27 protein-coding genes, 1 tRNA gene and 1 pseudogene are annotated in these 26,869 nt (G+C 68.2%); 20 read left to right on the forward strand and 9 right to left on the reverse strand.

Annotation, left to right across the window (positions count from 1 at the left end):
* Nucleotides 1–360: 360 nt before the first annotated feature.
* The 4 genes from NK1_RS36220 to NK1_RS13100 all read left to right on the forward strand — a co-directional run bounded on the left by NK1_RS36220 (nt 361) and on the right by NK1_RS13100 (nt 2,061).
* Complete coding sequence (locus NK1_RS36220) at nt 361–552, forward strand: helix-turn-helix transcriptional regulator (protein WP_369689814.1); 192 nt, start codon at nt 361–363, stop codon at nt 550–552.
* A 267-nt stretch (nt 553–819) separates the two neighbouring features.
* A complete protein-coding gene (locus NK1_RS13090) occupies nt 820–1,104 on the forward strand; it encodes a hypothetical protein (protein WP_063008795.1) in 285 nt (94 codons plus the stop codon).
* The gene (locus NK1_RS13095; RefSeq protein WP_063008796.1) at nt 1,091–1,870 is read left to right on the forward strand and encodes a site-specific integrase; all 780 of its coding nucleotides are present in this window, start codon (nt 1,091–1,093) and stop codon (nt 1,868–1,870) included. Before NK1_RS13090 ends, NK1_RS13095 begins: the two co-directional genes overlap by 14 nt.
* Before the next feature lie 20 nt (nt 1,871–1,890).
* The gene (locus tag NK1_RS13100; RefSeq protein ID WP_157104244.1) at nt 1,891–2,061 is read left to right on the forward strand and encodes a hypothetical protein; all 171 of its coding nucleotides are present in this window, start codon (nt 1,891–1,893) and stop codon (nt 2,059–2,061) included.
* A gap of 83 nt (nt 2,062–2,144) precedes the next feature.
* Here NK1_RS13100 and NK1_RS13105 read toward each other — a convergent pair.
* A tRNA-Pro gene (locus tag NK1_RS13105) sits at nt 2,145–2,221 on the reverse strand.
* Between the two features lie 424 nt (nt 2,222–2,645).
* Between NK1_RS13105 and NK1_RS13110 the strand changes: the two genes are divergently transcribed.
* From NK1_RS13110 to NK1_RS35705, 8 genes and pseudogenes are all read left to right on the forward strand, one after another.
* Nucleotides 2,646–4,970: an ATP-binding protein gene (locus NK1_RS13110; protein ID WP_218023115.1), complete on the forward strand. Its 2,325-nt coding sequence runs from the start codon at nt 2,646–2,648 to the stop codon at nt 4,968–4,970.
* An 83-nt stretch (nt 4,971–5,053) separates the two neighbouring features.
* The gene (locus tag NK1_RS13115) at nt 5,054–6,259 is read left to right on the forward strand and encodes a PucR family transcriptional regulator (protein ID WP_063008798.1); all 1,206 of its coding nucleotides are present in this window, start codon (nt 5,054–5,056) and stop codon (nt 6,257–6,259) included.
* A gap of 203 nt (nt 6,260–6,462) precedes the next feature.
* Complete coding sequence (locus NK1_RS13120; RefSeq protein WP_084460828.1) at nt 6,463–7,161, forward strand: cutinase family protein; 699 nt, start codon at nt 6,463–6,465, stop codon at nt 7,159–7,161.
* 723 nt (nt 7,162–7,884) lie between these two features.
* Entirely contained in the window at nt 7,885–8,262 is a 378-nt protein-coding gene (locus NK1_RS13125; RefSeq protein WP_063008800.1) for a VOC family protein, read from the forward strand.
* A 130-nt stretch (nt 8,263–8,392) separates the two neighbouring features.
* Complete coding sequence (locus NK1_RS13130) at nt 8,393–8,692, forward strand: ArsR/SmtB family transcription factor (RefSeq protein ID WP_063008801.1); 300 nt, start codon at nt 8,393–8,395, stop codon at nt 8,690–8,692.
* Nucleotides 8,693–8,802: 110 nt separating this feature from the next.
* Entirely contained in the window at nt 8,803–10,638 is a 1,836-nt protein-coding gene (locus NK1_RS13135; RefSeq protein WP_063008802.1) for a phosphoenolpyruvate carboxykinase (GTP), read from the forward strand.
* A gap of 2 nt (nt 10,639–10,640) precedes the next feature.
* A complete protein-coding gene (locus tag NK1_RS13140) occupies nt 10,641–12,254 on the forward strand; it encodes a SulP family inorganic anion transporter (protein ID WP_084460849.1) in 1,614 nt (537 codons plus the stop codon).
* Nucleotides 12,255–12,425: 171 nt separating this feature from the next.
* Nucleotides 12,426–12,776 (forward strand): annotated as a pseudogene (locus NK1_RS35705) (class I SAM-dependent methyltransferase); the annotation flags it as partial.
* A 423-nt stretch (nt 12,777–13,199) separates the two neighbouring features.
* Here the strand turns inward: NK1_RS35705 and NK1_RS33710 are convergent.
* The 4 genes from NK1_RS33710 to NK1_RS13160 form a co-directional block, all read right to left on the reverse strand.
* Complete coding sequence (locus NK1_RS33710; RefSeq protein ID WP_084460829.1) at nt 13,200–13,622, reverse strand: DUF7144 family membrane protein; 423 nt, start codon at nt 13,620–13,622, stop codon at nt 13,200–13,202.
* 287 nt (nt 13,623–13,909) lie between these two features.
* The gene (locus NK1_RS13150) at nt 13,910–15,274 is read right to left on the reverse strand and encodes a hypothetical protein (RefSeq protein ID WP_063008803.1); all 1,365 of its coding nucleotides are present in this window, start codon (nt 15,272–15,274) and stop codon (nt 13,910–13,912) included.
* A 128-nt stretch (nt 15,275–15,402) separates the two neighbouring features.
* Nucleotides 15,403–15,774 (reverse strand): ArsR/SmtB family transcription factor, encoded by a 372-nt coding sequence (locus NK1_RS13155; protein ID WP_036508374.1) that lies wholly within the window; start codon nt 15,772–15,774, stop codon nt 15,403–15,405.
* A gap of 8 nt (nt 15,775–15,782) precedes the next feature.
* Nucleotides 15,783–17,027 carry an MFS transporter gene (locus NK1_RS13160; RefSeq protein WP_063008804.1) on the reverse strand — a complete coding sequence of 415 codons (1,245 nt, stop codon included), beginning with the start codon at nt 17,025–17,027 and terminating at the stop codon, nt 15,783–15,785.
* 192 nt (nt 17,028–17,219) lie between these two features.
* Here NK1_RS13160 and NK1_RS13165 point away from each other — a divergent pair, with 192 nt between their 5' ends.
* Nucleotides 17,220–18,587, forward strand: a complete 1,368-nt coding sequence (locus tag NK1_RS13165; protein WP_063008805.1) for a DUF2254 domain-containing protein — start codon at nt 17,220–17,222, stop codon at nt 18,585–18,587.
* A gap of 16 nt (nt 18,588–18,603) precedes the next feature.
* On the opposite strand, the gene NK1_RS13170 is transcribed toward NK1_RS13165, so the two are convergent.
* Nucleotides 18,604–19,404 (reverse strand): AraC family transcriptional regulator, encoded by an 801-nt coding sequence (locus tag NK1_RS13170; RefSeq protein ID WP_063008806.1) that lies wholly within the window; start codon nt 19,402–19,404, stop codon nt 18,604–18,606.
* A gap of 60 nt (nt 19,405–19,464) precedes the next feature.
* On the opposite strand from NK1_RS13170, the gene NK1_RS13175 reads away from it, so the two are divergent.
* The 5 genes from NK1_RS13175 (at nt 19,465) to NK1_RS13190 (ending at nt 22,606) form a co-directional block, all read left to right on the forward strand.
* A complete protein-coding gene (locus tag NK1_RS13175; RefSeq protein ID WP_157104246.1) occupies nt 19,465–20,037 on the forward strand; it encodes a hypothetical protein in 573 nt (190 codons plus the stop codon).
* 115 nt (nt 20,038–20,152) lie between these two features.
* Nucleotides 20,153–20,365 (forward strand): hypothetical protein, encoded by a 213-nt coding sequence (locus NK1_RS34495; protein WP_157104247.1) that lies wholly within the window; start codon nt 20,153–20,155, stop codon nt 20,363–20,365.
* A gap of 100 nt (nt 20,366–20,465) precedes the next feature.
* On the forward strand, nt 20,466–21,047 hold the full coding sequence (locus tag NK1_RS13180; RefSeq protein WP_063008833.1) for a dihydrofolate reductase family protein: 582 nt from the start codon (nt 20,466–20,468) through the stop codon (nt 21,045–21,047).
* A 10-nt stretch (nt 21,048–21,057) separates the two neighbouring features.
* A complete protein-coding gene (locus tag NK1_RS13185; protein WP_063008808.1) occupies nt 21,058–21,402 on the forward strand; it encodes a YciI family protein in 345 nt (114 codons plus the stop codon).
* A 4-nt stretch (nt 21,403–21,406) separates the two neighbouring features.
* Nucleotides 21,407–22,606: an RNA polymerase sigma factor gene (locus tag NK1_RS13190; RefSeq protein ID WP_063008809.1), complete on the forward strand. Its 1,200-nt coding sequence runs from the start codon at nt 21,407–21,409 to the stop codon at nt 22,604–22,606.
* A 4-nt stretch (nt 22,607–22,610) separates the two neighbouring features.
* Here the strand turns inward: NK1_RS13190 and NK1_RS13195 are convergent, their stop codons facing one another.
* Nucleotides 22,611–23,303, reverse strand: coding sequence for a class I SAM-dependent methyltransferase (locus NK1_RS13195; RefSeq protein WP_084460830.1), 693 nt, complete (start codon nt 23,301–23,303; stop codon nt 22,611–22,613).
* Nucleotides 23,304–23,350: 47 nt separating this feature from the next.
* On the opposite strand from NK1_RS13195, the gene NK1_RS13200 reads away from it, so the two are divergent.
* Together NK1_RS13200 and NK1_RS13205 are read left to right on the forward strand one after the other, a co-directional pair.
* Nucleotides 23,351–23,686 (forward strand): hypothetical protein, encoded by a 336-nt coding sequence (locus NK1_RS13200; protein WP_063008810.1) that lies wholly within the window; start codon nt 23,351–23,353, stop codon nt 23,684–23,686.
* A gap of 99 nt (nt 23,687–23,785) precedes the next feature.
* On the forward strand, nt 23,786–24,004 hold the full coding sequence (locus tag NK1_RS13205) for a hypothetical protein (RefSeq protein WP_039782650.1): 219 nt from the start codon (nt 23,786–23,788) through the stop codon (nt 24,002–24,004).
* A gap of 65 nt (nt 24,005–24,069) precedes the next feature.
* On the opposite strand, the gene NK1_RS13210 is transcribed toward NK1_RS13205, so the two are convergent.
* Entirely contained in the window at nt 24,070–25,101 is a 1,032-nt protein-coding gene (locus tag NK1_RS13210) for an alpha/beta fold hydrolase (RefSeq protein WP_063008834.1), read from the reverse strand.
* Between the two features lie 126 nt (nt 25,102–25,227).
* On the reverse strand, nt 25,228–26,869 hold a 1,642-nt coding region (locus NK1_RS13215; protein ID WP_218023116.1), incomplete at its 5' end, for a LuxR family transcriptional regulator.

Raw genomic sequence — 26,869 nt, forward strand, 5'->3', positions numbered from 1 at the left:
AACGGAGATGGGATCCTCGACTTCATCTGGCGTAGAGCGAGGGACTCGATCGGAAACGAATCGAGGCCTTGTCTATGTTCCGACTCCACCATCTTCGCTGTGTCGATTGCAGCAGTAATCCCAGGTGCACCTGCACGCACCATTGCCTGAGCGCGATCGCCATACGCTGTTGCTCCAAGCCTGCCGACGAGTGACCCTGTTGCGCCCTTACCCATTCCGTTAAGCGGCGGCAGCACGCGGCCATCCCCCGCGGACCATCAGCAAGTGCCACCCTGCTCGACGCTCGGCTTTGCCTGGCCAGCAAGGAATTTCATTCGAGCGAGGCCTTCAGAGGCTCCCATGGAATCTGACGAAGTATGGATGAGCACCGATGAGGTCGCCGAGCGTCTCAAGGTTCCGAAGAAGACGTTGGCGAGTCGGGCGGCCGCGGAGCGCGGCCCGCGCTTCGCACGCATGGGACGGTACAGGCGGTATCGCCTGTCGGATCTACTGAGCTGGGAACAGAGCCGACTGGACGAAGGCGGAGGCCAGCGCCGAACGCCGGATTGCTGAAGCACGTGCGGATCCAGATCCTTTCGACCGACTTCGGCCCACCCTTACAGCTACCAACTAGCAATCTTCACGCCCTTGTGGGGTGCCGCTGCAGTCGCCAGGCTGCAGCTCGTGAATTTCTCAGTGGCTGAGCTCCGAGGGATGTAGGCCGAGTAGGCCTTTTGTCGCGCTTCAGACCAACGCTTCGAAAGTTCGCTGACTGATCGGCCGGCTACGCGCCGATCCTGATTTGAGGAGGTGAAAGTGGGAGGCCGGTTACCGAAACCGGTGGGCACGTTCGGTCTTCCGACCAAGCCGAAAAAGCAGCCGAACGGTCGCTGGCGCACGACGGTTCGCTTCTACGGCGCCAGCGGTTCGACTCAGATCGAAAGGATCGGGCGAAGCTCAGACGAGGCGAGCAACCGACTCGCCGAGGCGAGGCGTGCCTATAAGGAGCAGTTGGGCTACCACTGCATCACTCGCAGTACGAAGCTGATCGAGCTTGCGGCCGAGCTTCTTTCCGACCTCGAGGCCGACGAGTCCTACACAGCCGGGCAACGTGGAGGACTATAGGCGCGAGATCTATGTGTCGACCGACAAACGCGCGGACCCCAGGACGATCAAGATCGAGAATTCCGTGGGAAATCTGCAGGTGCGGCAGGCCACGACAGGCGAACTGGACCGCCACCTCAAGCGCCTCGTCGGAGCCGGCCTACGCCGTAAGGCCAAGCAGCACAAGATAATCCTGCGCGCGATGATGCAGATCGCGGTACGCCACGGCGCCATCGACACCAACCCGATCGACGGCGTGAGCGCATTCACCCGGCGCACCACGCGTGCCCGCGGCAACGTTTTGGACCAGGGCGCCCTGCCGGGCTCTCGGGCACAGGTGCGCGCGTGGGCGTCCGGTGAAGCGATTCCCGGCACTCCGGCATACACCTGCGGTCCGCCGCGCGACTGGTCGGTGGTGTGGGTGGTGGACCGGATCTGCGGCACCGGCCTGCGACCGCACGAGGTCTTCGCCGCGCGCCTGGACGACATCAATCTCGACGCCGACACTCCCTACCTCGATGTCACCGGAACACTGGTCGAAGTGAAGGGGTCGGGCACGGGAGGATGGGTGCGCAAGCCCTTCCCTAAATCGGTGCACGGCTGGCGCAGGATGCTGCTACCGGAGCATGCGGTGCAAGCGTGCCGGGAGGCGATGAAAGACCTCGAGATCACCGGTAGCCGAACCCACACGGGGTGCTGTTCCCGGCCCCCAATGGGTCGTTGCGCAACCCCAACAACTTCGGGCGGGTGTGGCGGGCCGCACGGGGCGAGAACTACGCCTGGGTGACGCCACGGACGTTCCGCCGAGTGGTCGTTACGGTAATCGACAACGCCTACGGTGACCCCGAGCGGGCCGCGCGACAGCTCGGCAACACCGAAGCGGTGGTCAAAGCCCACTACATCGATATCCCCGAGACCGCCCCCGACAACCGGGCAGTCCTCGAGCGGTGGGCGCGCGACGACGGCCCGAAAACGTGAGATTTCTGTGAGATCAGCTCGAATTCCGGACATATCCCCACCCACGAAAAATCCCCTCCGATGCTGGTCGGAGGGGATTTTCTTGGTCGGGCTGACAGGATTTGAACCTGCGACCACTTGACCCCCAGTCAAGTGCGCTACCAAGCTGCGCCACAGCCCGTGGCTCCCGCTTGCGGGTGCTCGAAGAGATTACCTCACTACCCCCTTGTTGGACCAAATCGGCTGCGTGTGGGCAATCCCGTCTCGGAGGCGCAGGCGGAGTGACAGTCCGTGACGCGGCTCGTCTGATCGACGGCTGCCACGGTGGATGTCGACCACGAGTCGGTGACGGAGGGAGGGCCTTCGCCGCTCCGCCGGCACAACCACGAGCCGAATCAATCTGCGGTCCTTTCGAACTCGGCCTATGGCAGGCTTGACGTTCGTTCCATATGCGGCATGGAGTCTGCCGTGGGCTACCGGTTCCGGGTCTTTCTTCGGCGGGGGCTGGGCGAGCTGCCTCTGACTGCCAAGGCGGCCGGGTGCGGTCGGCGCTTCGCTCTGTCCTCCCTCAATCATGGGCACGGTGACAAAGGTGCTCAGTAGGATTGCCGAGACCTGACAATGCGGGTGCGTGGACGAAAGTGGACGACCGGATGGTGCGTACCGGGCTGGTGTCGGAACTGACCAGCTATGTCGGCCGGCGCGGCGAGTCCGCGGACGTCCGCCGATTGCTCGGGTCCGCGCGCCTGGTTTCGCTGACCGGGCCGGGTGGGGTGGGCAAGACACGGCTGGCGTACCGGGTTGCCTCGGACACCGCACGCGCGTATCGCGACGGGGTGTTCTTCGTCGAACTGGCCGAGTTGCGCGAGCCGGCGCTCCTGGCCGACGTCGTCGCCGATCGGCTCGATCTTCAGATCCGCTCCGAACAGCCGGCGATCGACCGGGTGCTGGATTATCTGGGCGACCGTGAGCTCCTGCTCGTGCTGGACAACTGCGAGCACGTGCTCGGTGCGTGCGCGGAATTCGTTGCGGCGCTGCTCACCCAGTGCGGCGAGGTCACTGTTCTGACGACGAGCAGGCAATCGCTGGCGGTCCCCGGGGAGAGGACGTTTCGGGTGCCGCCGCTGCCGATACCGCCGGACACCGCCGAACCGTCGGAACTGATGCGTTACGACAGCAGCCGCCTGTTCGCGGACCGGGCCGCCGCCGCGCAGACCGATTTCGACATCACCTCGCACAACGCCGCCGACGTGGCACGCCTGTGCCGGCAGTTGGACGGAGTGCCGCTGGCGATCGAGTTGGCCGCGGCGCGCATGCGTTCGCTGCCGCTGCACCAGATCTGCCGGCGCCTGGACCGGAGGCTGACACTGCTGACCACCGGTTCGCCGATCTCGCCCGAACGGCAGCAGACCCTGCGCGCCACGATCGTGTGGAGTTACGAGTTGTGTTCGCGCGCCGAACAACTCGTCTGGTGCCGAGCGTCGGTGTTCACCGGATCCTTCGACCTCGAGGCCGCGGAATTCGTCTGCGGCGGCAGCGGAGTCGATCCTGCGGCCGTGCTCGACGTGATCGACGCGCTGGTCGACAAGTCGGTGCTGGAGCGAGACGGCACCGACGACGCCCGGTACCGGATGCTGGAGACTCTCCGGGAATTCGGGCAGGAAGAACTCGACGCGGCTGCCGAGAACGACCGGATCGCCCGTAGACATCGCGACTGGTTCGACCGGCTGACGGCGCGGGCGGATGCCGAGTGGATCGGTCCCGCGCAGTCGTCGTGGGTGTGGCGGTTGCGGCGCGATCACGCGAATCTGCGTGCGGCACTGGAGTATTCGCTCACCGCGCCCGGCGAGGCGGATATCGCCCTGCCGATGGCGCAGCGGATCGTCGAATACTGGACGTTGCGGGGCGCGAACCGAGAGGCGCGCACCAGGCTCGACCGCGCCCTGGCCGCCACGTCGCCGGACCATCCCGCTCGCGCCTACGGCCTGGCGACCAGCGCCCAGTTCTCCGTGTGGCTGTCGGACATCCCCGGCACGCTCACCAGGCTGGACGAGGCCGACAAGATCGCCGCGGACCGCGGCGATCGGGTGGCCGCGGCGTTGTCCGACGTGGTGCGCGCGCAAGTGGCGAAGATCCGCCTCGAGGACGGGCTCTCGGCCGAGCTGGCCGGCGCGTCGGTGCCGGTCTTCCGCGCCCACGGCGATCGGCGCAACGAACTACGCGCCCGGTTGCACCACGGGATCGCCAACACCGCGAGCTCTCCCGCGGAAGGTCTTCGGCTCCTGCGGGAGATGACGGCGCGCAGTGACGAACTGGGCGACACCTACTACCGCGATATGGCACTGTTCGGTATCGCCATGATCGAGGTGATGGCCGGCAGCCTGGACGCCGCCGAAGCCGCCGCCCGTACCGCGCTGGCCTCGACTCGATTGCGCGACAGCCGTTTCGGCGACGCCTACCATCTCGAGACGCTGGCCTGGTGCGCGGCCCGGCGCGGCGAATCCGAACGGGCGGCGACATTGTTCGGTGCCGCGGCGACAGCGTGGGACCTGCTGGGCTCCGACCCGGCGGCGATCATGCCGCGGCCGCACGGCAGATTCCGGGATCTGGCCGCCACCGCTCTGGGCGTCGACGCATTCGACAGCGCCCATGCCGCCGGACGCGCCTTGCCGCGCGAGCGGGCGCGTCGATATGCACTGCGCGAAGAGGCCGAGGGCTCGGCGGTCCGGGAGCCGCGGTCACCGCTGACGGCGCGTGAACTGCAAGTCGCCCGGCTGGTCGCGCAGGGGCTGACCAACCGCGAGATCGCTGTCCGGCTGGTCATCGCCCCACGCACCGCCGATACCCACGTTCGCCACATCCTCACCAAGCTCGGCTTCGGCAAACGCGCGCAGATCGCCGCGTGGACGGCCGCCCGAGCACACCCGTAAGGCACGGATATACGTCGTTTCGCCGATGTGGGCGAACCCGCACGCCGTGCACGCTGGCACTCCCGGCAGATGGGAGTGAGCCTATGTCCGAACCGACCACCGACCACCCGGCCCGGCGGCTGCGGGGCGTCCTCGCCGTCGCGGACCGTCCGGCTCCGGCCGCACCCGCGGACGCTCGCGACACAGCGCGGGCGATGATCGGCCGGCTTCTCGCGCGTATCGCGGCGGACGCGACGCGAGCCGGCGATGCCGATCGGGACTGTCTGCGGCTCGCGAGCGAGATCCTGCACGCACCCTCTCCCCACGACTGCACCGCGCGACTCGAGGATGCCGCGCGCACCTGGGCACGCGATGGGATGTCGATCGACGTCGTGAACGTTCTGCACGCCGCCGCGCAGGAGGTTTTGAACCGGATCGGCCAGGGCGATGCGACATCGGCCCACCGGCAATACGACGTCGTTGTCGCCGCCGCCACGCTGGTCGGGGATCTGTTGGACACCATGAGCACCACAATCATCGGTGCCTGCGTTCGGCAGTTCGACCGAGCCGAAGACGGCAACGAGGCCGCGCTCTCGGCTCTGCTGGAGGGACAACCGGTATCCGAGATCGTGGCTCGGTACGGCGTGACGCTCGCCGAGCGTTATCGAGTCCTCGCGCTGGCAACACAGCCGGACCGGCACCGCGACGGCGACGACGTCATCGGCAAAGACCTTCGGGCACAACGACTTCGACATGCACTGGCGGAACGGGCCGGCGGCGCGACGCTGTCGAAGTTGTCCGCGACCGGGGGCACGGCTCTGCTTCCGGCAACGGAGGTGGCCGCAACTTGTGTCGAACACCTGATCGCCGAAATCGGTCGGGCAGCACACCTGTCGATCTCCGCCACGGTGGTGGAGGCATCCATCACGGACATCGCCGGCGCTGCCGAGCGGGCACACGAACTTCTGGACATCGTGGAGCGGCTGGAGCTGCCCTGCGGGCTGTACGGATTCGATGAGCTCGCACTGGAATACCAGCTCACCCGCCCCGGACCGGCGCTGGCGCATCTGCGGGCTCTGCTCGCACCGCTCGACGGGCACCCCGAACTGCTGGCGACGTTGCGCTGCCATATCGCCGCCGGTCTCAACCGGCGCCGCACGGGGAAGACGCTGAACCTGCATCCCAACACCGTCGACTACCGGCTGCGACGCATCGCAGAACTCACCGGCTTCCACGCGCACCGCTATCCGGATCTGTGGTACCTGCGGTCCGCGCTGGTCGTGCACAGCGTCCGGCCGCACCGAGACTGAGGCACCGCCGGCGCCGCGGCCGTGCGGGCCCGAGTGCTCGGTAGTTGCGCCACCCCTGTGCACGCGACCAGCGATGCCGGAGGGTCTTGGTGACAATCACGGAGACCGTCTCCTCGGCTCTCCTGACCTCGTTCCCGGTTCTAGCGTCTGACCAGCATCGGTACCGCTGTGATATCGAGTCGATCAGCAGAGGAGACTTGCAGATGGCACTGTTGGACAGGACGAGGACGCGCCACCTTCACGAGATAGCTGCGGCCTCCGCAGTCGCGTCGATCGCCGCTACCTTCGCGGTGGCCGGGATCTCGGCGGCCACCCCCGCGGCGGCACCGACGACGTGCACCGATGTCGACGTCGTCGTCGCTCGTGGCACCGGCGAACCGATCGGTACCGATCCCGGTCTCGGCGCGGTCGTCGGCAACCCGGTGCATCACGCACTCGCACAACGCTTGTCGAACTCACACAGCGCCTATCGCGTCGAGTACCCGGCTAGCCTGGTCGAACCGTGGTCTGTGCAGCAGGGCAATCGCGACCTGGTGAAACATGTGACCGACGCGGCGAAGGACTGCCCGAATCAGCGCTTCGTCCTGGTCGGGTACTCGCAAGGCGCGAACGTGGTCGACAACTCGATCGGCATCAGCAGTGTGGGCGCGAAGGTCGGCGGGCCGATCGTTGCCACGCTGCCCGCGTCGGTGGCTCCGAAGATCGCCGCGATTCTGTTGTTCGGCAACCCCATTCGCGGCATCGGCCACAGCGTCACCGGCCCCTACGCGAGCCGCACCTACGACACCTGCACCGCGGACGACCCGGTCTGCGACCCGAAGGGCACGAGCTGGAAAGTGCACCGGACCAGCTACACCGCCAAGGCGGGCGAGGCGGCGGACTTCGCCGTTGCGCATCTGTGAGGAACGCCGCCCCTCTGTGAGAAGCGGAAGGTGTTGTGCCCGTCAGGAAAACGTCGCAGAATCCGAAAAGGGTGATGTGCTGGAAAGCTTTTCAGATAGAACCACCCGCCCAACCGCATCCGGTGCGGTTCGGCGGGTGGGTGAGGGACCGGAGTCAGATGCCGATCACGCCGCGCATCTGATCGAACCAGTCCACGACCATGTTCACGACCTGAGACAAATCACCGATAATCATCGGGTTCCTCCTTTCGATAACATTTGCGGACTGCGTATTTCGTCATACCCGGCAGATCCTGGAATTAACATCTTCTGCCCCTCGCCGGTCAGGGCAGGTTTCACGCCGCATCGCGGAAACGACCGGACGGCAGTTGGACATTCGATCAACAGCTTCCCCGCCGACCGCCGAGGGCCCGGGACGGTAGCCGACAAAACCGGTCGGAAACAACCACTTTCGCGTCGAGCCGGAAATGTTTGCATGACAAAACCGTTTCGAACAGTCGACCGCTGTTTCCCAACCGGTATTCACGACGTGCGGCGTGCAGGTCGTCGACGAGGAGGTCCGGTCCTCCGTGAGGTCCAGTGCCCGGCCCGCCGGCACTCGTGGACCACGCCGGTCCGGCCGCGGTCCAGTGCAGACCTACCCGTACTCGCCCACCGCCTGACCGCCGCTCTCCCCCGAGGAGGGCTAGCCGATCCGGCACCCCGGCGGCGACACTGGAAGGTATGCGCTTGAACCAGGTCACCGTCGGCAGCACGGACCTCGATCGCTCCGAGCGTTTCTACCGGCTGCTCGGCCTGCGACTGATCGTCGAGAACGATCACTATCTGCGGTTCGAATGTCCCGCCGGTGAGAGCACCTTCTCGGTCGACCGCGTCGATGCCGTACCGGCAGGCGAGGAGATCACCCTGTATTTCGAGACCGACGACCTCGACGGCGAGTATCGGCGGCTGTCCGACGCCGGCATCACATTCGATCAACCCCCCGCTGATATGCCGTGGCTGTGGCGCGAGGCCCGGCTACGTGACCCCGACGGCCACCGGCTGTGCTTGTTCCATGCCGCCGGCAACAGGCGCAATCCGCCGTGGCGGCTGCCCGACTGATCGGCGGGCGCCGGCATCTCGACACTTTCCTTGCTTGCTAAACTTTGCAATCAAGAGCGACGGGCAGGCCGTGCGGCCGCGGACTATAGGGAGTGATTGCGTGCCCGGACTGAGCAGGCCCCTTTATCAGATGAAAGCGGAGTTCTTCAAAACACTGGGACATCCGATCCGGATTCGCGTCCTCGAACTGCTCAGCGAGCGCGAACACGCGGTCTCCGAGATGCTGACCGAAATCGGCATCGAACCGGCGAATCTGTCGCAGCAGCTCGCGATTCTGCGCCGAGCCGGCCTGGTCGCGGCCCGGCGTGAGGGGCTGTCGGTCACCTACGAGCTCACCTCACCGCAGGTCGCGGAATTGCTGGCGGTCGCACGAGCGATCCTGACCGGCGTGGTCGCGGGCCAAGCGGAGGCACTGGAAGAGCCCGCCTGACGATCCTGCGGTAACGGCCGAAATCATCGGCGCAGGCACCCCGGACGCCGCCTCTGATTGCAGGTTTTCTAAACTAACTACATTGCAGCTTTATCAAGGAGGAAGGTCTCGTGTCCGACAGTTCACGTGTCATCGCACGGCTCGACGAGGTTCCCGTGGCTCACGAGAGCGTTCTGGCGTGGATCGCCGAGGTGGCCGAGCTGACGGCCCCCGAGCACATCGTCCTGTGCGACGGCTCCCGGGCGGAGTGGGATCGGCTGACCGGACGATTGGTCGAGAAGGGCACCTTCGTTCCGCTGACCGGGAAGCCGAACTCGTTCTGGTGCGTCTCCGATCCCGAGGACGTCGCACGGGTGGAGGATCGCACGTTCATCTGTTCCGAACGCGAGACCGACGCCGGTCCGACCAACAACTGGGTCGACCCGGTGGATATGCGCACGGTGATGACCGAGCACTATCGCGGCGCGATGGCCGGTCGAACCATGTATGTCATCGCGTTCTGCATGGGGCCGCTGGATGCGGAGGATCCCGAATTCGGTGTGCAGATCACCGATTCGGAGTATGTGGCGGTGTCGATGCAGATCATGACGCGGTCCGGCGACGCCGTGTGGGAAAAGCTCACTGCCGCAACGGACTTCGTCAAGTGCCTGCATTCGGTCGGGGCACCGCTGGGCGCCGGCGAGCCGGATGCCGCGTGGCCGTGCGATACCACCAAATACATCTCGCACTTTCCCGAGCGGCGCGAGATCTGGAGCTACGGATCCGGCTACGGCGGCAACGCTCTGCTGGCCAAGAAGTGCTTCGCACTGCGCATCGCCTCGGTGCTCGGCCGGGACGAAGGTTGGCTGGCCGAGCACATGCTGATCCTGAAACTGACCTCCCCGCAAGGGAAGACACACTACGTCGCCGCGGCGTTCCCGTCGTCGTGCGGCAAGACGAACCTGGCCATGCTGGAACCCGCGCTCGACGGCTGGACCGCCGAGACGGTCGGCGACGATATCGCGTGGCTGCGCTTCGGTGCCGACGGCCGGCTCTACGCGGTCAATCCCGAGGCCGGATTCTTCGGCGTCGCCCCCGGCACCGGCGCCACGACCAACCCCAACGCGATCGCCACCATCGCGAAGGGCAATTCGATCTTCACCAACACCGCCCGCACCGACGACGGGGACGTGTGGTGGGAGGGATTGACCGCCGAGGCGCCCGCCCATCTCGTCGACTGGCACGGCAAGGATTGGACGCCCGCATCGGGAACGCCTGCCGCGCATCCGAATTCGCGGTACTGCACGCCGATCCGCCAGTGTCCGTCGGTAGCTCCGGAATGGGACGATCCGAACGGCGTGCCCATTTCGGCGATCTTCTTCGGCGGCCGCCGCGCGACCACCGTCCCCCTGGTCACCGAAACCTTCGACTGGGCGCACGGCGTATTCACCGCCTCGGTGCTGTCCTCGGAGACCACCGCCGCCGCGGCCGGGAGGGTCGGCGTCGTGCGGCGCGATCCGATGGCGATGCTACCGTTCCTCGGCTATCACGTCGGTGACTACTTCGCCCACTGGCTCCGGCTCGGCGCCGCCGCCGACCCGGCGAAACTGCCGAAGATCTTCCAGGTCAACTGGTTTCGCCGGAGTCCGGAAGGCGAATTCCTGTGGCCCGGGTTCGGCGACAACGTGCGCGTGCTGAAGTGGGCCCTGGACCGGCTCGACGGCACCGCCGAGGCCATCGAGACGCCGATCGGCTACCTCCCGGACGCCGAGGCGCTCGATCTCACCGGTCTCGACGACCGGCAACGCGCCCGAGCGGCAGCCTCGCTCGCGGTCGACATCGACGAGTGGGTGGCCGAGGTGGCCGACATCGACCACTGGTACGCCACCATCGGCGGCAATCGATTGCCCGAATCGTTGCGGGAACAACTCGCCGCGCTGAAACTGCGTCTGGCAGCACGGTTGTGAACATCGCCGCACTGCTCCCCCGCTGGTCCGATTGGCGTCCGGCGGTGCGCGCCCCGGGCCCCGATCTGTTGTCGGGGCTGATCGTCGCCCTGGTGGCGCTGCCGCTGGCACTGGGCTTCGGCATCAGCTCCGGACTCGGCGCCGCGGCCGGATTGACCACCGCCGTCGTTGCGGGCATCGTGGCCGCGATATTCGGCGGCTCCCGTTTCCAGGTGTCGGGGCCGACCGGGGCGATGACCGTCGTGCTGGTTCCGATCGTCCACCAGCACGGCGGGGGCGGGGTGCTGGCCGTGGGCCTGATGGCCGGCATCGTGCTGGTGGCGCTCGCGGTCGCCGGGGCCGGGCGTGCGGTGCGATACATGCCGGCCCCGGTGGTCGAGGGCTTCACCGCCGGCATCGCCGTGGTGATCGCGTTGCAGCAGTTCCCCAACGCCCTGGGAATCGCGCACGCGCACGGGGACAAGGTCTGGCAGTCGGCCTATGATGCTGTGCGCCAATATGTTTCGCATCCGCATCCCGTGCCGGTCGTGATCGCTCTGGCGGTGGCCGCGGTGATGCTGGTGGGCGGCCGATTCCTGCCGAAGCTGCCGTTCGCGTTGCTGGCCGTCGCCGGTGCGACCGTCATGGTCGCGGTCTTCGACATCCCGACCGCGGCCATCGGCACCCTGCCTGCGGGGCTGAGCGCACCGACCCTGGACTTCCTCGATTGGGGCAGCCTCGGATCGCTGGTGGCACCGGCGCTGGCGGTCGCCGCACTGGGCGCCCTCGAATCACTGCTGTCGGCAACCGCCGCGGACGCCATGGCCGTCGGCACCCGCCACGATCCCGACCGCGAACTGTTCGGACAGGGGTTGGCCAATATCGCCGCACCGCTGTTCGGCGGGGTGCCCGCAACCGGCGCGATCGCTCGCACCGCCGTCAACGTCCGCTCCGGCGCCCGCACCCGACTGGCCGCGCTGACGCATGCGGTGGTCCTGGCCGCGATCATCTATCTGGCCGCACCACTGGTCGCCGATATTCCGGTCGCCGCGCTGGCCGGTGTGCTGCTGGCCACGACGGTTCGCATGGTGGAAACCGCGTCCCTGACCGCCATCGCACGCGCCTCGCGCGGCGACGCACTCATCATGGCCGCGACATTCCTGGTCACGGTCGCCCTGGACCTGGTGACCGCGGTCGGTGTCGGCGTCGCGATCGCCGTCGTGCTCGCTCTGCGTTCGGTAGCGAAAGAGGCTCGGCTGCATCAGGTTCCGCTCGACGAGACCGATCACCTCACCGAGGAACACGGCCTTCTCCACGACCGCATCGTGGCATACCGCATCGACGGGCCGTTGTTCTTCGCGGCCGCGCACCGCTTCCTGCTGGAGCTGACCGAGGTCGCCGACGTCCACGTGGTGGTGCTGCGCATGTCGCATGTCACCGCTCTCGACACCACCGGCGCACTGGTGCTCAAGGACGCCGTCACGAAACTGCAGCACCGCCACATCACGGTCCTGATGTCGGGCCTGCGCGAAGACCACCGCCGCCGGCTCGCGATGCTCGGGGCCCTGCCCGCGGGCGGAGAGACGCAGATCTTCGAGCAGACGCCCGACGCCCTCGCGTACGCACGCGCCATGTGATCGCCTAGCCGAAACGTTCCGGCGCTGCGGCGATCTCGCCCGGCAAGCGGGGCGGCGCGCGTAGCATCACCTGCTGTGAGTGGTGATCCGAGGCCGGGCTCACCGGCCGGAGGCGGCGACACGTCGTTCACCGGATCGATCCCGCAGATCTACGACACGCTGCTGGTTCCGATGATCTTCGCCGAACCCGCTCGGCTGATCGCGCGGGCGGTGGCCGCGACGGGCGCGGTCGACATTCTCGAAACCGCGGCGGGGACCGGGGTGCTGACCAGAGCGCTGGCCCGGCTGGAGGGTCGCGACATCGTGGCGACCGATCTGAACGAACCCATGCTGACGACCGCCGCGAACCGCTCGGCGTCGGATCGGGTGCGGTGGCAGGTGGCCGACGCCGGGCATCTGCCGTTCGCCGCATGTTCGTTCGACCTGGTGGCCTGCCAGTTCGGCGTCATGTTCCTGCCCGACAAGGTCGCCGGATACGCCGAAGCCCTGCGCGTGTTGCGCCCGGGCGGCGTATTCGCCTTCAACGTCTGGGACCGGCTCGAGACCAATGCCGTGGCTCTGGTCGTCACCGAGGCGCTGTGCGCGGCGGCACCCGTAGAACCGCTCGAATTCTTCCGCCGCACGCCCCACGGATACTTCGACATCGATCGGATTCGCGGTGAACTCGCCGAAGCCGGCTTCGAACACATCACCGGCGAATACCTCGAGGGGTCGAGCCGGTCGACTGCCGAGACCGCTGCGATGGCGTTCTGCCAGGGCACCCCGCTGCGTGGCGAGATCGAACGACACCCGTCGCTCGATCTCGAATCCGCTACCGCGATCGCGGCCGAGGCACTGCGCGGCCGCTACGGAAGCGACGAATTCGACGCACCGATGCGGTGGCTGCAGATGACAGCGCGCCGGCCGGACCGCGTCCCCGAGACACGGTCCGATCGGCGCGAGATGTCAGACTCGGCGGGGATCCCACGTGGCGATCGCCCAGATCACCACGATGTCGAGGGCGATGACCAGGATCGACCACCACGGATAGTGCGGCAGCCACAGGAAATTGGCGATGATGGACAAGCCCAGTAGGGCGATAGCCAGCATCTGTCCCCACGTCGAACGGGTGAACAGCCCGGCGGCGGCCGCCACCATCAGGATGCCGAGGATCAGGTGGATCCATCCCCATCCGCTGATGTCGAACTTGTAGATGTATTCCGGTCCGGAGACGTAGACGTCGTCCTTCGCGATGGCCGAGATGCCTTGCAGGATGGACACGACTCCGGTGACGGCCAACAGGGCCGCCGCGGCCAGCGACGTGCCGGCCGCTACCGCATACCGGGTGTCGGATCGCCCATTCCGTGTTCCGTGTTCCGAAGCCGTCACGACGGCTCACCCCTTTCCGCGAACCTCGCCGACGGCCATCCGCCGGCATGTACCGACATGTGTCGGTCCTGGTGGGTTGTGACATGCGGCCCTGCGCTGCCTCCTGACCAGCCGCCGCGGCGGATGATGGTCCCGGTTCGCTCATCGACCTGGTACATCCCTCGATGGACGAATTCGGCGAGCCAACCGGGCATCTAACGATTCGTCGCGGAGAACATCGCGGATAATCACGAACCGGTGGACCGGTCGATCGACCCCGAAACGTAACCGAATTGCCGGATCCGGCGTCACCCGGCAGTCGACGAGGGCTCCGGACCGGGAGTGGTTTCCGGTGAGACCGCGGGCCGCGCGAGAATTTCGATGACCAGCAGCAGCGCGCCCGCGACCAGCGCGATGCCCACCACGACCAGGCCGGTGGCGTAGGGCCACAACACCAGGACGAGCACGGCACCGGCCAGTACCGCGAGGCGCAGCGGTGTCCGATACTGCGCGACGAACGTCTCGACCACATTGGGCGGGCGCCGACGCCGGCCGCGGGCGGCGACCATGAGCCGCCCGAAACCGGAACGCACCGACTGCGCCGAGTGGGACGACCCGGCCAGATATCCCACCGCGGCCACGACCAGGCTCACGACCGCGACCGCGCGCAGCGACACCCGCAGCGGGTGGACAACCGTGTCGAACAGTGCGGTGGCGGCCGGTGCTGACAAGGCATCGGGCGGAACGGAATCCAGGTAGATGCTGCGAGCGATCACCACTCCGACGGCCAGCAGCACCATCGCGACCGCGCCGGCGACGCCGACCAGAGCAAGGGTCCGCAGCCGCCGCCCGCGGGGAGCCAGCCACACCGCGCCCGCCGCGGTGGCCAATGCCACCCAGGGCAGGATGTTCGCCGACCGATCGAGCGTGCGCAGCCACTTCTGATACTTGGGCAGCTCGGTGGCGTGGAAAATGACGAATTGCGTATCGACATCCGGAATCTTGTCCGCAAAGCGGATTCCGCGTGCGTCGAGACGTTCGCGCACCGTCGCCAGGATCGGCTTCAGCGAAATGCTCACGGTGCCGTTGTCGCTGACCTCGATCCCCGGTCTGGTCTCCCCCTTGACCACGTGGACCAGTGCGTCGTGCGCGCGGCGGTTGGCGGTATCCCAGGCCTCGACGAATTGATCGCTGGTCACCACAGCGGTCGCGGCCTGGTGGATGTAGTTCTCGGCCTGGTCGGCCACCAGCGCGGGAAGACTGTCGAGCGCCGCGACCGCACGAGGACGATCCGACAACTGCCCGACGTTCTGAGTGAGCGCATTGACCGCATCGGCCGTGTACGCCTTGATGTCGACGCGGGTGACGATCGCATCGGTGATCTTGTCGGCCAACTCCTTCTGGATCGCCGGATCGGTCGCCAGCGGTGCGACGGTCGTGACGTAGCGGTCGGTATCGAAGATCTGGCTGCGCACGAAGCGTGTCGTCACCGATCCGATGATCAGCACCGCGGTCAGGATCAGCAGCAGCACGACTCCGGTCCAGCGCCATGCGTGCCGACGGGATGGATGCGCCGCGACATACGCTCGTAGTCGCTCGAGTTCGGCACGATCGTCGGCGGACAGTTCCGCCTTCGACTCCGGTGGGCGGATATCTCGATCATCGGCGGACATGACGGTTCATACCCTTCCGGGCCGATCGGGACGGCCCAGAACTGATTCGGCGCCACTGCCTTCGGAGGGACTACGTATTCACCCGCCGGCCCCGGATCGATCCCACTTCGTGACCGGTCGTTGTCCCGCTATTCGTGCGGCAGTTCGCCGGTGACGATGTGGTCGGCGAGGTTGAGCCCTTCGCGGGCGAGGCGGGCGAGGTGGCCGTCGCGGATGCGGTAGATGATGCGGCGGCCTTCGCGGCGGGTCTCGACCATGCCGGTGAAGCGCAGTTTCGCCAGGTGCTGGCTGACCGCGGTGCGGGAGCCGCCGCAGGCTTCCGTGAGGGCGGTGACGTCGGCCTCGCCGTCGGCGAGGACCCAGAGGATGTGCAGCCGGGTCGGATCGGCGAGCATCCGGAACACCGAGGTGGCGGCCTCGAGACGGGCCGGGTCGGGTGCTACGAGGTGCACCAGGCTGGGCGGCAGGGCGTCGACTGCGGGGGTTTCCTCACCGGTCATGGGCTGATTCACCGACTTCCTGCTGTGGCCATCTGCGCACCCGACGATACGTGGACCGGCCACATCCGCGCGGCAACCACGGCGGCGGCAGCGGCCAGGACCGCCGAAGTCGCCGCCGCCCAGGCTTGTCCGGCGGCGGCGCCCAGCCAGCCGGCGATCGGATAGGTCAGCAGGAAACAGGCATGCGAGAGCGAGAATTGCGCGGTGAACACGGCGGTGCGGGTGCCGCTGTCGGATTGGGCGCGCAACAGTCGCGCCGAGGGCGTGTTGATCAGCGAGGTGCCCGCGCCCATGATCGTCCACGCCACCACCAGCAGCGTCCAGCCCGCCCGCGGTCCGGGCTCGAAGGCGGCGAGCATCGCGGCGCCGATGAGGCCCACAGGCAGGATCGCGCAGCCGGTCAGCATGAGGCGGCGATCGGGAATGCTGGTGAGCAGCCGCGGAATCGCGAGCGCGACGATCATCGAACCACCACCGAAGTAGCCCAGCGCCACCGCGACCACGGGCGCCGGCCCGTGCAGCACGCCGCGCACATAGACCACGGTATTGACGACGACCAGCGCGGTCGCCGCGGCGACGGCGACGTTCATCGCCAGCAGCCCGCGCAGCACCGGACTCGCCGCCATCAGGCGTGCGCCCCAGGTGATCCGGGCGGACAGCGAACTGGTCCGATCGGTCGGCCCCGATCGAGGCAGCGTGGTGCGCACGACCATGATCGCGGAGGTCGCGAAACCCGCCGCGGTGCCGACGAACAGCAGGTGGTAGCCGACCACGGTCAGCAGTGCCGCCGCCACGACGGGGCTGAGCAGCGATTCCAGGTCGTAGGCCAGCCGCGAGAGCGACAGCCCGCGGGTGTAGTCCTCCTCGTCCGGCAGGATCGACGGGATGACCGCCTGGAATGCGGGAGTGAACGTGGCCGAGGCCGCCTGCAGCACGAAGATCAGGACATAGATCTGCCAGACGTGCGTGACCAGCGGCAGCAGTAACGCGATGACCAGCCGGACCACATCGGCCGACACCAGCAGCACCCGCCGCGGCACCCGGTCGGTCAGCGCCGAGATCACCGGCGCCACGAAGACATAGGCGACCATCTTGATCGCCAGCGCCGTGCCCAGCACCGCACCGGCATCGGTTCCGGCCAGATCGTAGGCGGCCAAACCCAGCGCGACCGTCAGCAGACCGGTCCCGACGAGCGCCACCACCTGCGCGGTGAACAAGCGCCGGAAACGGTCGTGCCGCAATACCTCCAGCACTTCGGGACCTCCGGAATCCGCGGCGTGTATCGGATACCGCCAGTTTAAGACAATAGGTGCGCAATTGCGAACCTATCGTCGTCTCCGGTTCGACGGCACCGCGCGACAATTCGATCTCCGCCGAGAAGTGAAGGTAGGTTCGGGACGACAGGCCGGAGAGTCGCCGTCGGCGAGAGCGCAAGGAGGTCCAGCGTGCACGGGATCTCACTCGAGGCGGACCGATGGCGGGAACGGTTACGCACCAATCTCTGGTTCGTCCCGACGCTGGAAGTTCTGGCCGCGGTAGCCCTGTTCGCACTGACCTTCACCCTCGACCGCGCGGCCTACCACAGCGGAACGAACCTGCCCACCTGGGTGCTGGGCGGCACACCGGACGCGGCACGCCAGGTGCTCACCTCCATCGCCGCCGCGATCATCACCGTGGTCGGTGTCGTCTTCTCGATCACGATCCTGGCGCTGACGCTGGCCTCCACCCAGTTCGGGCCACGCATGCTGCGCAATTTCATCCGCGACCGCGGCACCCAGCTGACGCTCGGCACCTTCGTCGCGACCTTCGTCTACGCGATCGCGGCGCTGGTATCGGTCGGCGAGGATTTCGTCCCGCACATCAGCGCCACGGTGTCGATCGGTTCGCTGGTGGTCGATCTGGCGGTGCTCATCTACTTCATCAATCACATCGGCGGGCAGATCCAATTGCCGAACGTGGTCGCCGACATCGCGCGCGAAGTGCGCACCGCGGTCGACGCCAACGTCGACACCACCGCGAGCGGGGCGAAACACGGTCCGTCGGCGCGTGAACTTCGCGATCTGCTGGCCCGATCCGGCGGCGAGGTGCGCACCTCCAATAGCGGATATCTCCAGTACATCCGCTACGAGCGGCTGGTCCGGCTGGCCGCCGAAGCGGATGCGGTCATCCATTTGCCTTATCGCCCAGGGCATTTCGTGACCGAGGGGCAGGTGATCGCGCGAGTGTGGCCGGCGCAGGCCGCGAAGGGGATCGAGAAGAAATTCTCCCGCGGCCACGTCACCGGGTCGATGCGCAGCCTGGTGCAGGACGTGTCCTTCGGTGTCGATCAGATCGTCGAGGTCGCACTGCGCGCGCTCGCCTCCGCGACCAACGACACGTTCACCGTGCTGACGTGTATCGACTGGCTCGGTGATTGCCTGTCGCGGATCGCGGTCACCTGGGACCCGAATCCGGTGCGCCGCGACAAGGACGGTCATATCCGGGTGCTCGCCGCGCAGGTCAGCTACGAGCGGCTGGTTCAGCGCGCCTTCGAGAAGATCCGCCAGGCCGGTGCCGGGCAACCGGCCGTGATGATCCGCCAGCTCGACGCGCTGGCGCAGATCGCCGACCGCGTCACCGATCCCGATCGGCTCCGGGTGATCCTCGAACAGGCGACGATGATCGAGCACGCGGTCCCGCTCGTACCGGAGGAACCCGACCGCGCCGACGTCCTGCGCCGATACCAGGCCCTCCACGCCCACATTTCGACGGAACGCGCAGCGCTCGCCACTCGACCCCGACAGTCCACACCCGCATCGAATCCGACACCGTGACCGGCTCGGGCGGTGCTCAGATCGTCACGTGCGGTTCGGAATCCGAGACGTCGAACCGCACCCCGGTTCGCAGCAGGTCGGTCGCGGAGAGGCCGAAGGTGTGGCGGAAGGTGTCACTGAAATGCGACGGCGAGGCGAAGCCGGCATCGACCGCGCTGCGGGTCAGGTCGTATCCGGAGGCGAGGCCGTGCACGACCCGGAGCAGACGCGCCCACTGCTGGTATCGGCGGAAGGTGGTGCCGGTGTCCCGGGCGAACAGACGCAGGAAATACGAGGTCGACATTCCGAGCCCGGCCGCGACCTGCGGGGCGCGATACACCCGATCGGGCGCGTTCCGGATGGTCTCGGCGAGCCGGGTGATCCGCGGATCGGCCGAGCCGGTCATCGGCCCCGCGGCCCGCAAACCGGCGTAGCCGGCGATCACGTCGGGTGCGGCGCCGTCGCGGCAGGCCGCGGCGATCCCGGCCTCGGACCGATGACCGAAACCGAAGGGACCGAAGGACTCTCGCACCGTGCCCGACGCATCGGATACCGGCCGGCGCGCAGGATCGGCGAACAGCAGCAACACTCGCCCCTCGGGAACCAGTACCCGATGGGCGACTCGCGCGGGAGCGTAGACGCTGCCCGGGCGCATCGAGCCGACTTCCGGAGATTCGAAGATCAGCGGCCCGTCCACGCCCACGTTCAGCACGTCGACCACCGCCGCGTGCGGCCTCACCCCGATGTTGGGACCGAGATATCCGGCGTGATCGGGCCTGATCCACACCAGCGGCGGCGGTTGGTCACCGCACGTTTTCGGAAGTCCCGCGGCGCGCACACCTGCGACGCTAGCGCCACGACGGCTACGCGTCGACCCCTTCGAGAAAGAGTGACCACCATGCCCTCACTCGGCCTTTCCGCCACCGTGGATGCTTTCCGGCTGTCGGCGGCGACCACGCTGCAGGCACATGCGCAGTCGGGCTTCGGCGCCTCGGACTTCCGCCTGTACCGCCCGTGGTATCCGACCGCCGCCACCGTCTGGCCCGAACGGATACTGTTGAGTGTCAACGAATTTCGTCCGCATCGGCTGTCCGACCTGGTCCCGGTCGCCACGATCTCGGCGCGGTTGGAGAAGCAGGTGCTGCGGACCGACGGCGCGCTGGGAATCGTCACCAGCTATCAGCCGTGGGGGCGGATCACCTATTCGCTGTCGCTGTGGGCCGATGCCGACGCGCTGGAGGAGTTCACCGGCAGCCCGGACCACGTCACGGTGATGAACACCTACCGCTCCCGCGGCTATCTGCGCCACATCCATTGGTGGGGCCGGCATCGATCGATCGGCGAGTCGATGGCCGAGGCGCACCGTCGCCTGGACGCGGGCGAAGGCCGGCGCGTGGGCGAACCTCGCGACCGGTGGGCCCGCCGCGATCAGCAGCGGATGGCCGGCGCGGCATCGGATCCCGCGCGGTGAAGATTCTCGTGCTCGGCGGCTACGGCACGGTCGGCACCTGGCCGTCGCGACCTGGCTGCCGGGCGCATCGAAAGCCCCACGCGGACTGCCCTTTCCAGGAAGTGACGGGTGGATCGTGCTCGCGCGCGATCGTCACGGCGGCACACGGTGGGCCCGCGGGCGCAGCCAATCCCGTGCCACCGGAGTGATCGCCGCGGCGGCGGCCGTGCGCGCACCGGACGCACCGGCGGGTGTGCACGCGTTACCTGCGGTCCTCGGCCTGCCGGACCTTCCCGCCGACGAGATCTCCGTCGGCCGAACCCTGGGCGCAGTCGGTGGGCCCCGCTGAACCGTCAATTCTTCCCCGATGTCGATTTCGGCGACGGCCGTTCGTATGGGAGGTGAGGGTCGCGATCGTGCGCGTCCCCGGAATCGAGAGGAGCAGCGCGATGCGAACGATCACGGTGACGATGAACGTCACGCTCGACGGTGTCGTCCAGGGACTGGGCCGCGCGGACGAGGACACCCGGGGCGGTTTTCCGTTCGGCGGCTGGGGGCAGCGATTTCACGACGACGTGCTCACCGCGGAGATGAGCCACGATATGGCCGAGCCCGGCGACATGCTGTTCGGGCGGCGCACCTGGGAGGACTTCACCGCCGTGTGGGGCCGGGCCGACGACAATCCGTACAGCAAGCACATGAACGCGGCGACGAAGTACGTCGCATCGACCGGCCTCGACGACGTCGACGCGTGGCAGAACTCGATCCTGCTGCGCGGCGACGCGACTCGCACCGTGCGCGAAGTGAAATCGCGTCCCGGGAAGAATCTGTCGATCATCGGCAGCGCGTCCCTGGTGCGCAGCCTGCACGCCGCCGGGTTGATCGATCGGTACACGCTGGTGATCCACCCGCTCACCCTCGGTGCGGGGACCAGGTTGTTCGAGGGCGCCGCGCCGTTGACCGAATTCCGCCTCCTCGGTAGCGTCGCGACCACCACGGGCGTGATCATCGCCCGCTACGCCCGGCGCTGAGGAGAGGGCCGTGCCCGAGTATCTGCTCTCGATCTACCAACCCGACAGCGGTGCGCCCGATGCCGAGACCATGGACCGGATCATGGCCGACCTGCACCGGCTCGACGAGGAACTGCGCGACAGCGGCTCGTGGGTGTTCACCGGCGGCCTGCACGGGCCCGGCAGCGCGACCGTGGTGCGAGCCGACGGGTTGATCACCGACGGGCCCTATCTGGAGGGCAAAGAACATATCGGTGGGATCTGGGTGATCACCGCACCCGATCTGGACGCGGCGCTGGCATGGGGACGCAAGGCCGCGGCGGCCACCACGTTGCCGATCGAAATACGCCCGTTCCAGGACCTTCCGCCGTTCTGACGCGATGACACCGGAGCAGATCGCCGCCGTCTTCCGTGCCGAATACGGCCGGGCCGTCGCCGTGCTGATCCGCATGCTCGGCGATATCGACCTGGCCGAGGACGCGGTCGCCGACGCCTTCGCCACCGCATTACGCCGCTGGCCGCAGGACGGGCCGCCGCCGAGCCCGGCCGGTTGGATCATCACCACCGCCCGGCGCCGAGCCATCGACCAGCTGCGTCGCGAATCGGCCCGGGCCGGCAAGTACGCCGAGGCGGCGATCGTGCATGCCCCGCCCGACGACATCGAGGAAAGCGCCGTGCCCGACGAGCGACTCCGCCTGATCTTCACCTGCTGCCATCCGGCGCTGAACCGGCCCGCGCAGGTCGCGCTCACCCTGCGGCTGCTGGGCGGGCTGACGACGCCCGAAATCGCTCGCGCGTTCCTGGTCCGGGAGACGACGATGGCGCAGCGGCTGGCCCGCGCGAAGGCCAAGATTCGCGACGCCCGGATCCCCTATCGGGTGCCCGGTGAGGCCGATCTGCCCGAACGGCTCGACTCTGTTCTCGCCACCCTGTTTCTCATCTTCAACGAGGGATATGTCGCATCGTCGGGCGCGGAACTGCTGCGCGCGGACCTGTGCGAGGAGGCCATCCGGCTCACCCGCGCGCTGGTCGCGTCGATGCCCGGTGAATCGGAGGCGGCGGGCCTGCTCGCCCTCATGCTGCTCACTCACGCTCGCCGCGACGCCCGCACAGATGCGTCCGGCGCTTTCGTCCGGCTCGGCGACCAGGACCGCGGCCGTTGGGATACCGCACTCGTCGCGGAGGGCCGCGCCATCGTCCGCGCCTGCCTGCGCCGCAACCGGCCCGGCCGCTACCAGCTGCTCGCCGCGATCAATGCCGCGCACACCGATGCGGTCACCGACTGGCGGCAGATCCTCGCGCTCTACGACCGGTTGACGCGGCTCGACCCGAATCCGGTTGTGGCACTTCATCGAGCGGTGGCGGTGGCCGAGGTCGACGGACCGGCGGCGGCGCTGAGCCTCATCGACGGCCTGGACCTGACCGAGCACTACCTGTTCCATGCCGTCCGCGCGGATCTGCTCGCCCGCCTGGGCCGGGCGAACGAGGCGAGACGCAGTTTCGACACCGCCGCCGGCCTCACCGACAATCAGCGCGAACGCGACTACCTGGCCACCCGCAGTGCAGCGCTGACGCGTTGACCGGTCACCGCGCCCGCGCCACCGCCCGTATCGCCCGCAGTCGCCCGTCTGCCAGCGCGTCGGTGAGATGCGCTGCGCGCGTGGCGAACTCGGGCACGAAGGCGTGCAGGCCGAGCGGGCTCGGCGGCAGCTCCCGCACCATGCGCATCACGGCCACGGCCTCGTCGGTGCGGTCGTCCCACCGCTCGACGGCGAATCCGGTCGCCTCGATCGTCGCGCGCAGGGCGGCGGGGGTGACGAGATGCCCGAAGCCGGGACTGTCGGCCCACGGGAGCGGATAGTCGGGTTCGCCGGCGCCGGAGGTGGTGATGTCCCAGAGTGCGAGCTGTCCCCCACGCACCAGCACCCGGCGCATTTCGCGGTAGAGGCCGTCCTTGTCGGCGATATTCATCTGGACGTGCTGACTGAAGACGATCTGGAAGGCGCCGTCCGCGAACGGCAGTGCGGTGACATCGGCGCACCGCACGGCGATCCGATCGTCCAGGCCGACGAGCCGGTCGAGCCAGCGGGCGATCTCGCAGTACTCCTCCACCATGTCGACACCGGTGACGCGGCATCCGAATCGGTCCGCCAGGTATCGCGCGGTGCCGCCGATGCCGGTCCCCGCGTCGAGAACCTTTGCGGCAGAGGTTATTTCGACAAGGCCGGCCAGCTCGCCGGTGGCGATGCGACCGCTGGTGTGAAAGTCCTCGAGCATCGCCAGATCGTCGAGCCGCAGGCGGTCGAGATCCTTGCCCGCGGTACATGGATACGGTCGCCCCGACGGACACGTTCCTCCCGCAGTGGCTGGCCTACGTACCCACCTGGTTCACCGCCGACGCCGACCCTGCGGCCGCACCGGTGGTGATTCAGCTCGTCGCCGACGACGTGCACGCCGTCGTCGACATCGGCGCGGGCCGCGTCCAGACCCGCGTCGGCAGCACCGACAGCGCCGATCTGGTCCTCGACGGACCTGCCAATGCGGTGCTCGGCCTGCTCACCGGCGTCATCGATGTCGAGGTGGCGCAGCGGATCGGCCTCACCACACGCGGCGACCGTGAGGTGCTCACCCGTCTGCGCCCCCTCGCGGCACAGTCATAGCCGCCGCACAGGCGAGACCGCGGGCGCACACATCCGCATCGCACAGGATCGGTGCGTTCCCGAACGGAATGTGCCGAAGGAGAATTCACGGTGAAGATGATGAAGTCGAAGCTGGCGAAGGCGGCGGTGGCCGGTGGCGTCGTGCTCGGAACGGTCGGTATCGGCGCCGGTGTCGCCAGCGCGGACCCGGGCCACCAGCAGCAGCAACCTGCTCCCGAACAGCATCAGCCGACGCAGCAGCATCAGAATCAGCAGCCGAATCCGCAGCCGGCTCAGCACGGCTTCTGGCTGTTCGGCCAGTGGATCCCGCTGCCCTGACATCATGCGCGAACACCCGCGCCGCATCATCGCGGCGCGGGTGTTCTGCTGTCTGCGAGCGGATTTCAGAGATGATCGGCGTCGATCACGGCCTGCGCGAAGGCCGCGGGCGCTTCCTGCGGGACGTCGTGGCCGACGCCGGGCAGTGTGCGGTGCTCGTACTTGCCGGTGAACTTCGCGCGGTAGCTCTTGCCGTCGGCATTGGCGCCGTCGAAATCGCTGCCGATGGTGACGGTCGGTACGGTGATCGCCGGGCCCTGGGCCAGGGTGGCCTCCTCCTCGGCGTACTGCGGTTCGCCGGGGACCAGGCCCAGGCGCCAGCGGTAGTTGGAGATCACGACGTCGACATGGTCGGGATTGTCGAACGAGGTGGCGCTGCGGTCGTAGGTGGCGTCGTCGAAGTTCCACTTCGGCGAGGCGGTCTTCCAGATGTACTTGTCGAAGTCGTGGACGTTGCGGCGGTAGCCGAGCACGCCGCGGTCGGTGGCGAAGTAGTACTGGTACCACCAGCCGGCCTCCGCGGCCGGCGCGAGCGGCTGCTGATTGGCCGCGACATCGGTGATCAGGTATCCGCTCACGGCCACCAGCGCCTTCACCCGCTGCGGCCACAGCGCCGCGATGACGTCGGCAGTCCTTGCGCCCCAGTCGTATCCACCGAAGACCGCCTTGTCGATGTGCAGAGCGTCCATGAGCGCGATGACGTCGTGCGCGACCGCCGCCTGCTCGCCGTTACGCGCGGTGTCCGGGGACAGGAATCGCGTCGGACCGTAGCCGCGCAGATACGGCACGATCACCCGGTAGCCCTGGGCGGCCAGGCGCGGGCCGACGTCGATGTAGCTCGCCGGATCGTAGGGCCAGCCGTGGATCAGCACGACCGCCGGCCCGTTCTCGGGACCGTATTCGACGTAGGCGGTGTCGAGGACACCGGCGTTGATGTGCTTGATCGGGCCGAGGGCGGTGTGTTCACCGGCGCCGACGCCCGCGGCGCTCGCCGGTGCGGCGGGAGCCTGCGCATCCGTCCCCGACGAGCACGCCGCCAGTGACGCGACTACCGCCGCCGCCGCGATGATCTGCGCGAACCGCTTCTTGGTGAACATCTGCTCATCTCCCGTGTCCTCGTCCGCCGCGCCCACTGCCACGGCTTCGATGAAACACACGGTAGGCGGCACGGGTGTGCGGTCGCGCCCGTCGGATGACGGTATGTGCGTACGTCATCGCCCGGACTACGTCACCGGATCCGCCGCGGTGCGCAGCGCGTCGGCCAGTTCGGCGCGGGAGGTGACGCCGAGTTTCGGGAAGATCCGGTGCAGGTGAGTGCTGACCGTGCGATGCGACAGATACAGTCGCTGCCCGATCTCCCGATTGGTGAGCCCTTCGGCGGCCAGCTGCGCGATACCCAGTTCGTGCGGGGTCAGGCTGTCGCGCGCGTCGGGGTCGCGGCGCGGGCTGGTCTCCCCCGCACCCCGTAGTTCGCGGCGCGCCCGGTCACCCCACGGCCGCGCACCCAGGGCGTCGAAGGTGTCGCGGGCCGCGCGCAGATGTGCGCGCGACTCGACGATGCGCCGCTGCCGGCGCAACCACTCCCCGAACGCGAGCTGCACGCGGGCGCGTTCGAGCGGCCACCCGTCCGGATCGGCGTCGAGTGCGGCGGTGAACAAACCCTCCGCGGACTCTGCCGAGGCGAGCAGGGCGCGGGCGTAACGCAAACCGACGTGCAGGGCCGGTGACGGAGTGCGCGGCGCCTGCTCCTCGAATTCGCGCACGATCTCCTCCGCCTCCTCGACGCGCCCGGCGCGCACCGCGGCTTCGACCAGATCGCCGACGATGTAGGCGCGCAGGGCGAGCTGGTAGGCCGGGTCGGCGGGGTCGAGAATCCGGCGCAGATCGGCGAGCGCGTCGTCGTAGCGGCCCTGTCCGAGCGCCACCAGAGCGCGGGCCCGTTGCACGGTCGCCAGCACCGGTCGCGCGCCGGCGGCGGCACCGATCCGTTCGGCCTCCTCCGCGCGTTCCACCGCGTCGTCGAAATCGCCTCGCAGCGCGGCGATTTCGGCCGCGACGGCGACGGCGAGCCCGTACATGAAGTGCTGTCCGGTTTCCGGTCCGAGGCGTCCGGCTTCGGCCGCGGCCGCCGCACCGCCCGCCAGATCGCCGGTGCGCGCACAACTCCAGGCCCGCACCGCCAGCGCCCTGGTCAGCAGGCCGAGCCTGCCCTGTTCCCGCAGACCGGTGATGGCCGTGGCGGAGAAGCGGCCGGCCAGCGCGAAGGCGCCGATCTGCAGCGCCGCGCTGCCGAGGTAGCGGTCGACCTCCGGGTCGGCGCCGGTTCGCCCGGCCAGTGCGCGCAGTTCGTCGAAGACCGTCGCGCCGCGCTCGAAAGGTGCTACGTAGGCGGTGATCGCGACGATCCGCGGATCGCCGGCGGGCAGTCCCGTGCCGTCGGCGACCGCCAGCAGTGCGCGGCGCGCGTCCGGACCGGGCTCGGACCAGAAGCAGCGCATGGCGGTTCCCCACAGAATGCGCATCGCGAGGTCCCGATCACCTTCCGCCGCAACGGTTTCGGCCAGCGTCGCGAGTTCGGTGGTGCGGGCGGGATCCTCGCCGACGCCGTCGTCGAATCCGCTCACCAGCCAGGTCGCCAAGGCGCGCTGGCGCGAGTCGAGATCCTGGCGTCCCGCTTCGCTCAGCAGCCGATCGACGGTTTCGCGCCCACCGGATTCCACCGCCAGTTCGGCCGCGCGCAACAGTCGCCCCACCCGCACTGCCGGAGTTCCGGTCAGGCGCGCGGCGTGTTCCAGGGTCGTGATCGCCGCCGCGACGCCGCCCCGGCGCAGCGCCCGCTCGGCCGCGGCCTCGAGTTCCGCGGCA

The sequence above is a fragment of the Nocardia kruczakiae NBRC 101016 genome (assembly GCF_001612965.1).
Lineage (GTDB): Bacteria > Actinomycetota > Actinomycetes > Mycobacteriales > Mycobacteriaceae > Nocardia > Nocardia kruczakiae.